The organism is Nesiotobacter zosterae (genome assembly GCF_033843645.1).
Classification (GTDB): domain Bacteria; phylum Pseudomonadota; class Alphaproteobacteria; order Rhizobiales; family Stappiaceae; genus Pseudovibrio; species Pseudovibrio zosterae.
Map to the genome: position 1 here is coordinate 83,221 of NZ_JAWXVZ010000009.1, position 13,254 is coordinate 96,474.

The following is a 13,254-nucleotide window of genomic DNA, read 5'->3' on the forward strand; positions in this document are numbered from 1 at the left end:
AACCATTAAAACCAGAACACAAATGAAGAAAGATCATTCAAATGCTTAGCGCCTCTAATTGATAAACCAGCTAACCTGCACGCCTTGATTTATAAGGATAATTTCGAATGTGAGCAAAAAAGCGATTATATATCAATCATTTCGTCATTGGCGTGTAAGGAAACCGTCGTACTCGCGTAACATGTAACGATTAAGCAAGCGCTCATCGCGAAAGCAACCGCCATCGCAGCCTCACATACAAACAGGTAGCATCATGTCACTACGCAAACTCGTTCTGGCGCTCGGCCTTGCGTCTGTAGTCGCCACACCAGCTCTCTCCGAAGAAACCTTGGTTGTTTACACCAGCCAGCCAAATGCTGACGCACAACAAACTGTTGATGCTTTCATGGCTGCCAACCCGGACATCAAGGTAGACTGGGTTCGCGACGGCACCACCAAGATCATGGCGAAGCTGCGCGCTGAGTTCGCTGCAGGTAACCCAAAGCCAGACGTGCTGTTGATTGCTGACATCGTCACCATGGAAGGCCTGAAGCGTGAAGGTCGTCTGGCCCCAGTCGAAGGTCTGGACCTCAGCGCCTATGACAAGGCTCTTTATGACGCCGACAACCATTACTTCTCCACGAAGCTGATCACCACCGGCATCGTCTACAACACCAACTCTGACGTGAAGCCAACTTCCTGGAAAGATCTGGTGTCCCCAGAGCTGAAGGGCCTTGTTGCCATGCCATCTCCGCTCACCTCTGGTGCAGCGACCATCCACATGGAAGCTCTGACCCAGAACCCAGCTTTGGGTTGGGACTACTACTCCGCACTGGCCGCAAACGACGTGAAGCCACAAGGCGGCAACGGCGGCACCTTCAAGGCTGTTGCAGGCGGCGAGAAAATGGCCGGTGTTGTAGTAGACTTCCTGCCAATTCGTGAGAAGGCAAAAGGCTCACCAGTTGAGTTCGTATTCCCTGAAGAGGGCGTTTCTGCTGTAACCGAGCCAGTTGCTGTTCTGTCTACTGCAAACAACCCATCTGCCGCAGCCAAGTTCGTTGAGTTTCTGCTCTCCGAAGAAGGTCAGAAGCTCGCAGCAGCACAGGGCTACCTGCCGGCACATCCAGGTGTTGACGCTCCAGCTGGCTTCCCTTCCCGCGACAAGATCAAGCTGATGGACTTTGACGCTGGTGAAGCTTTGGAAACTGCTGAGCAGGACAAGATGAAGTTCATCGAGATCTTCGGGGAATAATCTTGTCTCTCAACATTGCGAATGAACGTGGCGCGTCGGCAGGTTTCCTCCGGCGCGTCCTTCCTTTCAAGCCGCGGCTCTCCGCGCAATGGCTGGCAGAAAACACCACACTTTGGGTGATTGTTCTGGCCATCACCGTTTTGGCTGGCTGGCCCTTGCTGCGCCTTGCCACGGAAGCAGTCTTCACCAACGGCGCATTTGAAATCAGTCCAGTGGAACGGGCTCTGAGCTCCCGCTCCACATGGCGTGCAACCATGCACTCGCTGGAAACCAGCTTTTTCGGCATGCTGTTTGCCATCGTCCTCGGCGGCTTTTTCGCCTTTTTGGTTGCCCTGACGGACATTCGTCTGAAGCTGCCGCTGGTGTTTTGCTTCATGCTGCCCATGATGATCCCGCCGCAGGTCACCGCGCTTTCCTGGATACAGGTTTTTGGTCCTTCCTCAGCACTGCTCAACACCCTTGGCATTGCCCCGGAACCCGGCTCCACCAATCCGGTCTATTCCAGAGAAGGCATCATTCTTCTGCTTGGCATTCAGCACGCGCCTCTGGCGTTCTTGCTGCTGCGCGCGGCCTTCCGTCAAATCCCGCGGGAACTGATCGAGGCAGCCCGGATGGCAGGCGCAGGAGCCCAGCGCATCGCGTTTCAGATCATCGTACCGCTGCTCACCCCTTCTCTGGTCGCAGCAGCAGGCCTCACCTTTGTATCGGCTCTGGGCAACTTCGGCATTCCGGCCATGCTGGGTATTCCCGAGAGTTATTATGTGTTGCCAACCCTGATCTACCGCCGCTTGACCTCATTCGGTCCATCAATCATCTCGGATGTCGCGATCCTCGCCATATTGGTGGGATTGATTGGCCTTGCAGCGGTCCTTTTGCAAAATTGGGTGAAGGGGCGCATCGAAGCCCGGCTCATGTCCAAACCCGGTGCCCCGCTGTTCATACCTCTCAAAGGCCTGCGCCCCCTTGTAGAGGCACTGCTTTGGCTCATCATTCTCATGATTCTCGTTTTGCCACTGTCCGCTCTGCTTGCGACGGCCCTGGTACCAGCCTACGGCGTTGGCCTCACCTTTGAGACAGCCAGCTTAGAGAACTTCCGCGAGATCTTGTTCCGTCAGAGCGCAACCTTGCGGGCATTCGCCAACTCTGGCGGTCTGGCACTCGTCAGCGCCATTGCCTTGGCGATTGTGGCAATTCCTCTTGGCTTCTTCATGGTCTGGCAAAAAAGCCGCGCGGCAAAATTCGCAGCAACACTCTCCGAAATGCCCTACGCCCTTCCCGGTGTCGTGTTGTCCATCGCCATGATCCTCGTGTTCCTCAAGCCGCTGCCTATCATCGGTATCAGCCTCTATGGCACTCTGGGCATCATTCTCGTGGCCTACCTTGCCCGCTTCCTGTCACTTGCCATCAAGCCCGTGATCGCTGGGTTTGAACAGCTTGACCCGAAGCTGGATGAAGCGGCACGCATTGTCGGCGCATCATTCTTTGACCGGTTGTTCCGCATCGCAGCCCCTCTGCTGGGGCCGGTGGCAGCCGCAGGTGGCATCCTCGTGTTCATGACAGCCATGAACGAGTTGACGGTTTCCGCCTTGCTCTGGTCAGCTGGCAACGAAACGCTTGGTGTGCTGGTGTTCAATCTGGATGATGGTGGTTACACGGTGCTGTCAAGCGCTTTGGCAGTGGTAACTGTCGTCGTGATCTTCCTGATCATGCTGATTGCCCAGTCACTAAGCGGGGTGCTGCCACGCGGTGTGTTGCCTTGGACTGATGACCAACCGCACACGAAGCGCTAGTCACTGAGAAATGACCAACTGAAAAAACCTCTCTCCCGTGCCATAGTTCGCCGAGCAATGACATGGGAGAGATGAATGCCGACGCCTCACGACCTCGCCCTGATGGCACGCTATAACCGCTGGATGAACGAAAAGATCTACACAGCGGCGAACACATTGACTGCTGAAGAGATCGAAAAAGATCGCGGAGCCTACTTCAAGTCCATTCTTGGCACGCTGAACCACGTCTACGTGGCAGACATCATATGGCTTCAACGCTTCTCAGAGCACCCGGCACATTTTTCAGCGCTCGCTCCCCTTGCGAAACGCGCCAAGCCCTCGTCTTTGGACATGGTCCTCTACGATCGGCTGCCAGACCTTTGGGAAGCTCGGGTGCAGATGGATAGCACGATTACGAAGTTCACCTCGGAGATCACTCAGTTTGATCTCAACCAAACGCTCACCTACAAGAACATGGCCGGGATCCCGATGACCAAACCGTTTTCGGATCTGCTGCAGCATTTCTTCAATCATCAGACCCATCACCGAGGCCAAGTGAGCACGCTGCTTTTGCAGGCCGGTAAAGACATCGGCGTCACCGACCTGCTGGCTTTGATTGACAACGTCTGAGCGTTGCCCCTAGCCCTTCATGGCCCAGACTTGCGCCACGTCGAAGGCAATATGTTCGCCCTCGGCCAAGCGGCTGGAACTGTAAGCCGTCAGCTCGACCTGCTTATCCTGATGGATGCAGAGCAAACGCACCCGGAAACGGCCGCCAAGGTAGGTCACATCATCCACCTTGCCCTTGAAGCGCCCGGACCCGAGGTGAAGGTCTTCGGGACGAATGACAATGGTCACCGCCTCAGCTGAAACCAATGGGGTTTCAGAGTTGGCTACAACGGTTTCGCCGTCGAATGAGACAGTCTGTTCGCCATTGGCAACGGCGGAAAGCACCGAGCCTGCGCCAATAAACCGAGCCACCGCTGCGTTCTTGGGACAGTTGTAAAGCTCCTCCGGTCGCGAAAGCTGTTGCAACTTGCCATCCAGCAACACCGCGATCCGGTCCGCAATGGACATGGCTTCGGCCTGATCATGGGTAATGTACATGATCGTGGAGCCGGTCGTTTTGTGAAACTGGGAAAACTCCTGCAACATGTCTTCGCGCAGGTGCATGTCCAGGTTGGCCAACGGCTCATCCATGAGCACGATTTTTGGAGCCTGCGTCAGGCACCGTGCAAGCGCGACACGCTGCTGCTGACCACCTGACAACTCGCTGGGGCGCCGATCTGCAAACGGCGTCAGACGCACCGCGTCCATGGCCCCGTTCACAATGCTCGCCCTCTCTTCAGCTGACTTGTTCGCCACCTTAAGAGGGAATTCGGCGTTTTCTTTTGCCGTCATGTGTGGCCACAACGCATAGGACTGGAAGACCATCCCCACGTTGCGCTCTTCAGGCGTTCTATGCGTGTGAGCAGACGAAACCAACTCATCATCGAAACGGATTTCACCGTCATCGATGCGCTCAAGACCAGCGATGATACGCAACAGGGTCGTCTTACCACAACCAGATGGGCCGAGCACGCAAAGGAACTCGCCCTCCTGGATATCCAGATCCAGTTCGCTAAGAGCTTTATGGGAACCGAAGCTCTTGGAAATATTATTTATTTTGACAGATGACATTACGAACCTCCGTGGAGGTTCGGTACGCGGTCTTCTTTAAAGGCGCATGACAGCTTGGGTAGAAACGCAGGTTAAACCTGTGTTTCCACCGGAAGCGCGTCTACAACCTTGTCAGATGCAACCTTGGCGTCATCGGCGTCATCATCTTCATCGTCATCATCATCCAACTGCTTGTTGGAGAGGTTCTTCTCGACGACGCGCAGCAGCTTGCGCAACTTCTTGCGATCCTTGTCGTCAAGGCCGGCCAGAGCTTCACGTTCCAGACGCTTCCAGGCCCGATCAACTTGCTGAATGCGGTCCTGACCTTCTTGAGTCAGGTAAACGCGCGCAAGGCGACCATCCGTATCAGAAAGCTGGCGCTCAACCAGACCTTGCGCTGTAAGGCGTGTAACCATTTTGGTTACTGTAGGCGGCTGAACACCAAGCGCGAGAGCAAGCTGGCTCATGGTGCGGCCATCAGCCTCGCTGAGGACCTTCAGAACCGCTTCCTGACCCGGGTGAAGGCCGATGCGGGAAAGGTGCGCACCGGAACGAGCTCGTTGAGCCTTGGCGGCCTGAGCAAGTCGAAAAGTGGTGCTCTTCTTGAAATTGAAACCCATGGCGATGCAGTTCTCGCTGTTTAAGGAATCGATAGTAAGCACGCACGTCGTGCTCACGGCATTTTCTTAGCCTGCGTTTTTATATGTCCAATGACGGTCTGTGGATTTTGTTAGAAACCTAACAATTAAACCAGCTAACTTATACGCTGGCTTGCTCCAAAGCATCAACCGCTTGCCTGCACAATTCTGCATAGGGTGTCGACAACCGGAACTCCCTGCCCCGCGGATAGGGAGCCTCAACTTCAAAGTCACGGACCACCCGGCCCTGCTGCCTGCTCATCACCACCAGCCGAGAGGACAGGTAGACGCTCTCATAGACGGAGTGTGTTACAAAAACGATGGTCCAGCCAAACCGTTCCCACAACTCCAGAAGATCATCGTTGAGCTTGTTTCGCGTAATCTCATCCAGAGCCGCAAACGGTTCATCCATAAGCAGAATTTTTGGTTTCGTGATCAAGGCTCTTGCAATGGAGACACGCATTTTCATGCCGCCAGAAAGCTCCGATGGCCACTTGTCTGCGCTGTCGGCCAGCCCCACCAACGCCAGGGCTTCCATCACTTGTTCCGCCGCCTTCTTGGCAGAAATACCCTTGATCTTCAAAGGCCAGTGAACGTTGCCAAAAACGGTCGTCCAAGGCAGCAAGGTGGGCTCCTGAAACACAAAGCCAAGTTCATCCGTTGCAGCGGGACCATGGTCCACCTCAATGCGTCCGGATGTAGGCTCTTCCAGACCGGAGATTAGCCGCAACAGTGTGGATTTCCCGCAGCCAGATGGCCCAAGAATGCTCAGGAATTCGCCTTTTGTGACAGTAAGAGAAAAGTCGCTCAGAACAGGACCGCCAGAATCGAAGCTCTTTGTCACCCCACTCAGCGCCAAAATCGCATTGGACGATTCGAGCGGCAGATGAACGGCGTGCTGATGTTCTGTGCGAAACTGCATTCTCTTCCCTTTCACCGGATTTGCTATCTATCTATTTAAGGTGTTACGAGATCACAAGGCTTCATCACTCAGGATGAAGCAAGCCCCAACCAGTTCGGGAACAAAAAAGATGCAGGGTCTGCCGCGTCGCCATTGGCAAGAGATGACAACCACCGATTTCTCTGAGGCGTCAAAAGACTGGATTGCCGTCTTACCAATAGCGGCAATCGAACAGCACGGCCCACATTTGCCGTTGAGCACAGACGCAACCATTGCCGAAGGACAGGTGGAACGCACCATTGAGCTTCTGCCGGACGACCTGCCCGTAACCTTCTTGCCCGTTCAGGCCATCGGCAAGTCAGACGAGCACATCTCTTTTCCCGGAACACTGACGATCAGCTGGGAAACCGCCATCAAGAGCTGGATTGAAATTGGCAAAAGCGTAAACCGGGCCGGTCTGCGCAAACTGGTGATCGTAAATTCCCACGGCGGCAATGCACCCCTGATGGACGTTGTGACACGCACTTTGCGCGTGGAAAACAAGATGCTCGCAGTGGAAACCAGCTGGCTGCGCTATGGACAGCCAGAGGGCCTGTTTACGCAAGAAGAATTCACCTATGGCATCCACGGGGGTGATATTGAAACCTCCCTGATGCTGGCGCTGCGACCTGATCTGGTTCGCATGGAGAAAGCTGCAGATTTCCCTTCTGCCCAGCAGGACTACCTCAAAAACTTCGAGCATTTGCGAGGTCATGGCCGCCACCAGTATGGCTGGAAAACGGAAGACCTGAACCCGCAAGGTGTCATGGGAAACGCAGCTGCCGCAACAGCGGAAAAAGGGCGTGCGTCACTGGATCATGGCGCACGCGGTCTTGTCCAGCTATTGCAAGATGTGCATCAGTTCGACATCGCAGACTTCGACTGATCAGGCCAGAGTGCCTTCAGCAAGCGCAACTTCCCATGCCGTCTGATCAAACCCGATAAAACGCTTCTCATTGGCCTGAACCAGCGGGCGTTTGATTGCGCTCGGCTCGCCCATCATGAACTCAATTGCGCTCTCTTGGGAGTTGACCGCCTCTTTGACCTCATCGGGCTGGCGACGCCACGTGGTGCCGCGTTTGTTCAGCACCGCTTCCCAACCAAACTCTATGACAAACGCCTTCAAAACGTCTGCGTCTACGCCCTCTTTCTTGTAGTCATGAAAGTCATAGGCCACCTCGGCGGAATCAAGAAACTTCCGCGCTTTTTTGACGGTGTCGCAATTTCGAATACCATAAAGCTTCATAGGGCCCTCCAGATCAGCAGCACGCAGGCCCATCAAATCAAGTGATAGACCCGCCACAAACGACAGATATCCGGGCTTGGATAAAAGCCTGCAGGCTCCCCGTCCATGCCTTAAACAGTCTGTAAACAAAATTGGTGTTTGACGGTCATGGCATAGACGCACATCTTCGTGCACCAGCCACCGGAGATGCCGATGAACGATGTTGTCGACAAACAGTCTGTCCAAGGGTCTTTGAACCAGCGCTTGCGCCTCGTCTCCGGGCTGGTGCTGTTTGTCTTTGCGCTGACGCACTTCATCAACCATGCTCTGGGCAACATCTCTTTGGCGGCAATGATGCAGTTTCAGGACTGGCGCTATGCCATCTGGCACTCATGGCCCGGAACGATCCTGCTCTATGGCGCTCTGATCGTTCATGTCGCCATGGCCCTTTGGAAGACGGTGCGCCGGAGAACGCTTAAGATGCCTAGTTGGGAAGCCTTGCAGCTGGCCCTTGGCATGGGCATTCCGTTTTTTCTGGTTCTGCATCTCAACCGAACCCGCATCAGCGAGAACCTGTTCAACACCTCTGTTGACTACAACTCGGTGCTTTCTCTCATGTGGCCGGGCGGTTTCCTCAACCAGACACTGCTTTTGCTTTTCGTCTGGATACACAGCTGCATTGGTCTGCATTTCTGGCTGCGGTTGAAGCCCTGGTACCGACGCGTCCAACTGGGTCTGTTGACACTCGCCATCATAATTCCGGTTACGGCTACAACCGGGTGGACCCACGCTGGCCGGATGATCTACCTGAAGGGAGAACAAGCTGCTTCCCTGCCCCCAGAGGTATTGGCCCAGCTCATGGAATACGACACAATCGGAAGGGCCATCTTCGCGGTTGTGGCCGTATCGATTGTTATTCTGTTTGCAATGCGCACCTTCACTGCCCAGTTCCGCAAAAAGATTTCCATCAACTATCCCAATAGTGTGCGGGTACGCACTGCCCCCGGGCCCACGCTGCTTGAAATAAGCCGCGCCAACAGGGTGCCAGTTCAAGCCGTTTGCGGCGGGAGAGCCCGATGCTCCACGTGCAGAACATTGGTTATGGAAGGGCTGGACGAGCTGGACCCGCCAAATGCGGCGGAAGCCAAGGTATTAGAACGCATTGGGGCAGGTAAAGGCGTGCGGCTGGCCTGCCAGATCCGCCCCAAGGCCAACATGCGCGTCTACCCATTGCTCACGACCGAGCTCCAACAGCCCGAGCCCGGCACTATGGACCGATACCGCTGGGGCGTTGAGCAACCCATTGCAGTCATGTTCATAGACCTGCGAGGCTTCACCCGTATGGCCGAGGACCGTCTGCCTTATGACGTGGTGTTCATTCTCAACCGTTATGTCAAAGGCGTGACCAAGGCGGTGAACCAGAACGGCGGGCTCATAGACAAGGTCATGGGAGACGGGGTGATGGCCTTGTTCGGCATCGATATGGACCGCACTCAAGCGCTGCGCGCGGCATTGCAAACCATCATCGATATCGAGCGCGAAATGCAGGTCATGAACGACGAACTCAAGAGCCAGCTGGCTGTCCCCCTGCGCATCGGCATCGGCCTGCATGCCGGACCAGCCATCATCGGCCGGGTAGGACTTGATGGCGGAAATGTTCTGGAGTCCGGCCTGACAGCCTTGGGCGACACTGTGAATGTTGCCAGCCGATTGGAAACGGAAACAAAGTCCCACGGGGCGACTGCTGTGGTTTCGACATCCGTCATACGCAGTGCTGGCCTGAATGAAAGCCTTATCGGCAAACAGGAAGACATCACGGTGCGTGGCCGAGAACGCCCGCTCAGCGTAACGATTCTCGAAAATGGTTCGAAACTTGAGAATGTCCTAACGGCATCCAGCACGACAACCATGAAAGAGCAACAACGCGCTGTTTAGCTTTTCTCATCTTCTGCATGAGCTATCAGAAAATAAATGCCAAAAATCAGGCAGAAACACATATTTTCATCAATAATGTGCTGATTTGGATCACGAAAGTTTCACTCTCCCTCTAGACGCGTGCAATTACGTAGGTACACTCCCTTCATCGACGTTGGATCGTGGGAACTGGGATCGGGTCAACGTCGTCTACATCGTACCGATATCATTAAGAACCGCGCGTTCAACAGCGTGGAGATGAGGGGAACATGCGTTATCGCGTAGCTGCAGCAGCCGCAGTCATTGCGGCATTGGCCGGAACCAGTGCGTCCGCCGAGACCTTAAAGTTCGCATTTCAGGGCACCTTAAACCAGCTCGATCCATACAGCTTGAATGAATCTTTCACGCTTGGCATGCACGGCAATGTGTATGAAGGACTGGTGCGACTGACACCAGATCTCCAGATCGAGCCATCACTTGCTGAGCGCTGGGAAATCATTGAGCCAACGCGTTGGCGCTTCTATTTGCGCGAGGGCGTGAAGTTCCACAACGGCAATGACTTCACTGCCGAAGATGTGGTGTTTTCCGCCGAGCGTGTCCGGTCAGAAGGCTCTGACGTGACCACACGCCTTGCGCCAGATGTAAAAGTCGAAATTGTCGACGACTACACCGTTGACTTCGTTCTGTCGGCACCAAACCCAATCCTCCACTCGGAATGGGGCACTTGGCTCATCATGGACAAGGAGTGGACCGAGGCAAATGATGCCGTCAAGGTCACCTCTGCATCTGACACCAGCCCGAACTATGCTTCGCTCAATGCGAACGGTACGGGCCCGTTCAAGATCACCAGTCACGAACCAGGTGTACGAACAGTTTACGAAAAGAACGAGAACTGGTGGGATGAGGTCAAGCACAACCTGACCACAGTTGAGTTCACGCCGATCAGCTCTGACGCAACCCGCGTTGCAGCATTGCTGTCCGGTGAGATGGACATGGTGTACCCAATTCCAGTTCAGGACATCAACCGCGTTAACAGCAATGATGGCACCTCGGCCCTGACAGGCCCGGAACTGCGGACCATTTTCCTTGGCATGGACCAGAAGCGCGATGAACTTCTTTACTCCGATGTGAAGGGCAAGAACCCGTTCAAGGACGTTCGGGTGCGCAAAGCTGTCTACCAGGCCATTGATATTGAAGCGATCAAGACCAAGATCATGCGCGATCTGGCAACGCCTACCGCTCTCATGATCTCTCCGTTCCTGTTCGAGCACTCTGACGAGTTCCAGCGGTTCCCATACGACCCGGAAGCATCAAAGGCACTTCTGGCAGAAGCGGGATATCCAGACGGTTTCTCCGTTGGCATGGACTGTCCAAACGATCGGTACGTGAACGATGAGGCAATCTGTCAGGCTGTTGCGTCGTTCCTTGCACGTGTTGGCATCAAGGTAGATTTGAACGCCCAACCAAAGGCACAGTATTTTGCAAAAATTCTGGCTTCTGGCGGCTACGACACCTCCTTCTACCTGCTTGGTTGGACCCCAGGTTCCTTTGACAGCTACAACGTGCTCCTGAACCTGCACAACTGCCGGGATGACGCTGGCAATGGCGGCCCATTCAACCTCGGCGGCTATTGCAACCCGCGGGTAGATGAGCTGAGCAAGTTGATCCTCTCTGAGAACGATCAGGAAAAGCGCAACGCTTACATTACTGAAGCCTACCGGCTGACCACTGAAGAAGTCTCTCACATTCCTCTCCACCAGCAAGGTTTGGCTTGGGGTGTTGCGGACAACGTCTCCGTTGCACAGCGCGCAGACAACTACTTCAAATTCCGCCATGTAGTCAAAAACTAGTCAGGTTTCCGACACGAAATAGTGGCCCGACGCAACACGTGCGTCGGGTCTTCTCAATCACAAGAACCTCATTGGAATACCATGTTTGGCTTCATTTCTCGTCGCCTCGTCATGGCGGTTGTCGTCATGTTTGTCGTGGCCCTTATCTCCTTCATGCTGTTCCGGTTTGTTGGAGATCCCATCAACCAGATGGTGGGCATTGAGACCACACCTGAACAACGCGAGGCCCTGAGAGAACGCTTGGGGCTGAACGACCCCATCATCATTCAGTTTGCGCGCTTCATCATGGGCGCACTTCAGTTCGATTTCGGCAACTCCTATCAGTTCAAGCAGCCGGTCGCAGAGCTCATAGCCAAGCGCCTCCCGGCTACACTGGAGCTATCCTTCGTCTCCGCCCTGTTCGCCCTTGTCGTTGGCGTGCCAATGGGCGTTTATACCGGTCTGAACCGCCATTCCCCACTGTCCAAACTGTTCCTGACAGTCTCGCTGATTGGCGTCTCTCTCCCGACCTTCTTTATCGGGATCTTGCTGATCTTCCTGTTCTCTGTTCACCTGCAATGGCTGCCAAGCTTCGGCCGGGGTGACGTTGTGGCAATCGGCGACTGGTGGACCACCGGTTTCTTGACATTAAGCGGGCTCAAGGCGCTCATCCTTCCATCCATCACGCTGGGCTTGTTCCAGATGACGCTGATCATGCGCCTCATCCGCGCCGAGATGCTGGAAGTCATCCGGACGGACTATATCAAGTTCGCCCGCGCTCGCGGCTTGCCCGATCGCTCAATTCACTTCGTTCACGCTCTGAAAAACACCATGGTGCCTGTTATCACCATTACCGGCTTGCAGCTTGGATCGATCATCGCCTTTGCCATCATCACGGAAACGGTATTCCAGTGGCCGGGCATGGGCCTTCTGTTTCTGCAGGCCGTGCAGAATGTAGATATCCCGATCATGGCAGCATACCTCATGCTTACCGCATTCATCTTCGTGGTGATCAATCTGGCCGTAGACATTCTCTACGTTGTGATTGACCCACGTCTGCGCACCGAGCGCTCCGGACTCTGAGGGCTAAAGCAATGACAGAACAAACAACAATGCCTGAACAGGACGTTGCCAAGGGACGTATTGCGCGGATTTTGGACAGCGACATCTTTCACAGTTTCATCCGCTCCAAAGTCACCGTCATCGCGGCGATCGTGACGGCAGTCCTGATGATTTCCGCCTTCTTGGCTCCATGGATTGCGCCCCATGATCCATTTGATCTGGCGCAGATCAGCATTCTGGATGCCCGCGTCCCTCCCGTAGGCATGGCATACCATGACCCCCAGTTCCTTTTGGGCACGGATGATCAGGGCCGCGATATGCTCTCTGGCATTCTCTATGGCATGCGGATTTCTCTTGCCGTCGGCTTCCTTTCCGTGGCCTTTGCAGCCGTGCTCGGTATCTTCCTCGGGCTCCTTTCAGGCTACGTGGGCGGACGGACCGATGCAATCATCATGCGTATCGCCGAGATACAGCTGACCTTCCCGGCGATCTTGATTGCGCTGCTGATTGACGGCGTTGCCAACGGCATCTTCGGCAATCTGGACCGGGAACGCTGGGCCGTGTGGATCCTGACCTTCTCTATCGGCCTGTCCTTCTGGGTGCAGTATGCACGTACGGTGCGTGGCTCCACCATGGTCGAGAAGAACAAGGAATACGTTCAGGCCGCCCGCGTGATCGGCATCCCTTCTTTCATCATCATGTTCCGCCATGTGCTTCCGAACGTGATGGGGCCGGTTCTGGTTATTGCAACCATCAATCTGGCATTGGCCATCATCACTGAGGCAACCTTGTCGTTCCTCGGCGTGGGTGTGCCAGCAACCCAGCCTTCGCTGGGTACCTTGATCCGCATCGGCAACGACTTCCTGTTTTCCGGCGAATGGTGGATCGCCATCTTCCCGGGTCTCACCCTCGCGATTCTTGTGCTGGCAGTGAACCTGCTTGGCGACTGGATGCGCGATGCGCTCAACCCGAAACTGCGATAGGGGA

General features: G+C 55.0%; 12 protein-coding genes. 8 read left to right on the forward strand and 4 right to left on the reverse strand.

The features are described 5' to 3' along the window. Positions 1-250: 250 nt before the first annotated feature. The 3 genes from Q3Y58_RS14330 to Q3Y58_RS14340 all read left to right on the forward strand — a co-directional run bounded on the left by Q3Y58_RS14330 (position 251) and on the right by Q3Y58_RS14340 (position 3,630). A complete protein-coding gene (locus tag Q3Y58_RS14330) occupies positions 251-1,231 on the forward strand; it encodes an ABC transporter substrate-binding protein (protein ID WP_413697828.1) in 981 nt (326 codons plus the stop codon). Between the two features lie 2 nt (positions 1,232-1,233). Further along, complete coding sequence (locus Q3Y58_RS14335; RefSeq protein WP_319622697.1) at positions 1,234-3,021, forward strand: ABC transporter permease; 1,788 nt, start codon at positions 1,234-1,236, stop codon at positions 3,019-3,021. A gap of 75 nt (positions 3,022-3,096) precedes the next feature. After that, positions 3,097-3,630, forward strand: coding sequence for a DinB family protein (locus Q3Y58_RS14340; RefSeq protein WP_319622698.1), 534 nt, complete (start codon positions 3,097-3,099; stop codon positions 3,628-3,630). A gap of 9 nt (positions 3,631-3,639) precedes the next feature. Here the strand turns inward: Q3Y58_RS14340 and Q3Y58_RS14345 are convergent, their stop codons facing one another. The 3 genes from Q3Y58_RS14345 to Q3Y58_RS14355 form a co-directional block, all read right to left on the reverse strand. Then, complete coding sequence (locus Q3Y58_RS14345; RefSeq protein ID WP_319622699.1) at positions 3,640-4,680, reverse strand: ABC transporter ATP-binding protein; 1,041 nt, start codon at positions 4,678-4,680, stop codon at positions 3,640-3,642. A gap of 71 nt (positions 4,681-4,751) precedes the next feature. Then, positions 4,752-5,279 carry a MarR family winged helix-turn-helix transcriptional regulator gene (locus Q3Y58_RS14350; RefSeq protein WP_319622774.1) on the reverse strand — a complete coding sequence of 176 codons (528 nt, stop codon included), beginning with the start codon at positions 5,277-5,279 and terminating at the stop codon, positions 4,752-4,754. Between the two features lie 139 nt (positions 5,280-5,418). Continuing rightward, entirely contained in the window at positions 5,419-6,219 is an 801-nt protein-coding gene (locus Q3Y58_RS14355; protein WP_319622700.1) for an ABC transporter ATP-binding protein, read from the reverse strand. A gap of 109 nt (positions 6,220-6,328) precedes the next feature. Here Q3Y58_RS14355 and Q3Y58_RS14360 point away from each other — a divergent pair, with 109 nt between their 5' ends. Continuing rightward, entirely contained in the window at positions 6,329-7,123 is a 795-nt protein-coding gene (locus Q3Y58_RS14360) for a creatininase family protein (RefSeq protein ID WP_319622701.1), read from the forward strand. On the opposite strand, the gene Q3Y58_RS14365 is transcribed toward Q3Y58_RS14360, so the two are convergent. Continuing rightward, a complete protein-coding gene (locus tag Q3Y58_RS14365) occupies positions 7,124-7,483 on the reverse strand; it encodes an ArsC family reductase (protein WP_319622702.1) in 360 nt (119 codons plus the stop codon). It lies immediately after the preceding gene. Between the two features lie 192 nt (positions 7,484-7,675). Between Q3Y58_RS14365 and Q3Y58_RS14370 the strand changes: the two genes are divergently transcribed. The 4 genes from Q3Y58_RS14370 (at position 7,676) to Q3Y58_RS14385 (ending at position 13,250) form a co-directional block, all read left to right on the forward strand. Further along, the gene (locus tag Q3Y58_RS14370) at positions 7,676-9,397 is read left to right on the forward strand and encodes an adenylate/guanylate cyclase domain-containing protein (protein ID WP_319622703.1); all 1,722 of its coding nucleotides are present in this window, start codon (positions 7,676-7,678) and stop codon (positions 9,395-9,397) included. A gap of 248 nt (positions 9,398-9,645) precedes the next feature. Continuing rightward, entirely contained in the window at positions 9,646-11,226 is a 1,581-nt protein-coding gene (locus Q3Y58_RS14375) for an ABC transporter substrate-binding protein (protein WP_319622704.1), read from the forward strand. A gap of 81 nt (positions 11,227-11,307) precedes the next feature. Next, positions 11,308-12,288 (forward strand): ABC transporter permease, encoded by a 981-nt coding sequence (locus tag Q3Y58_RS14380; protein WP_274219952.1) that lies wholly within the window; start codon positions 11,308-11,310, stop codon positions 12,286-12,288. A gap of 11 nt (positions 12,289-12,299) precedes the next feature. Further along, positions 12,300-13,250 (forward strand): ABC transporter permease, encoded by a 951-nt coding sequence (locus tag Q3Y58_RS14385; protein WP_319622705.1) that lies wholly within the window; start codon positions 12,300-12,302, stop codon positions 13,248-13,250. Positions 13,251-13,254 lie beyond the last annotated feature (4 nt).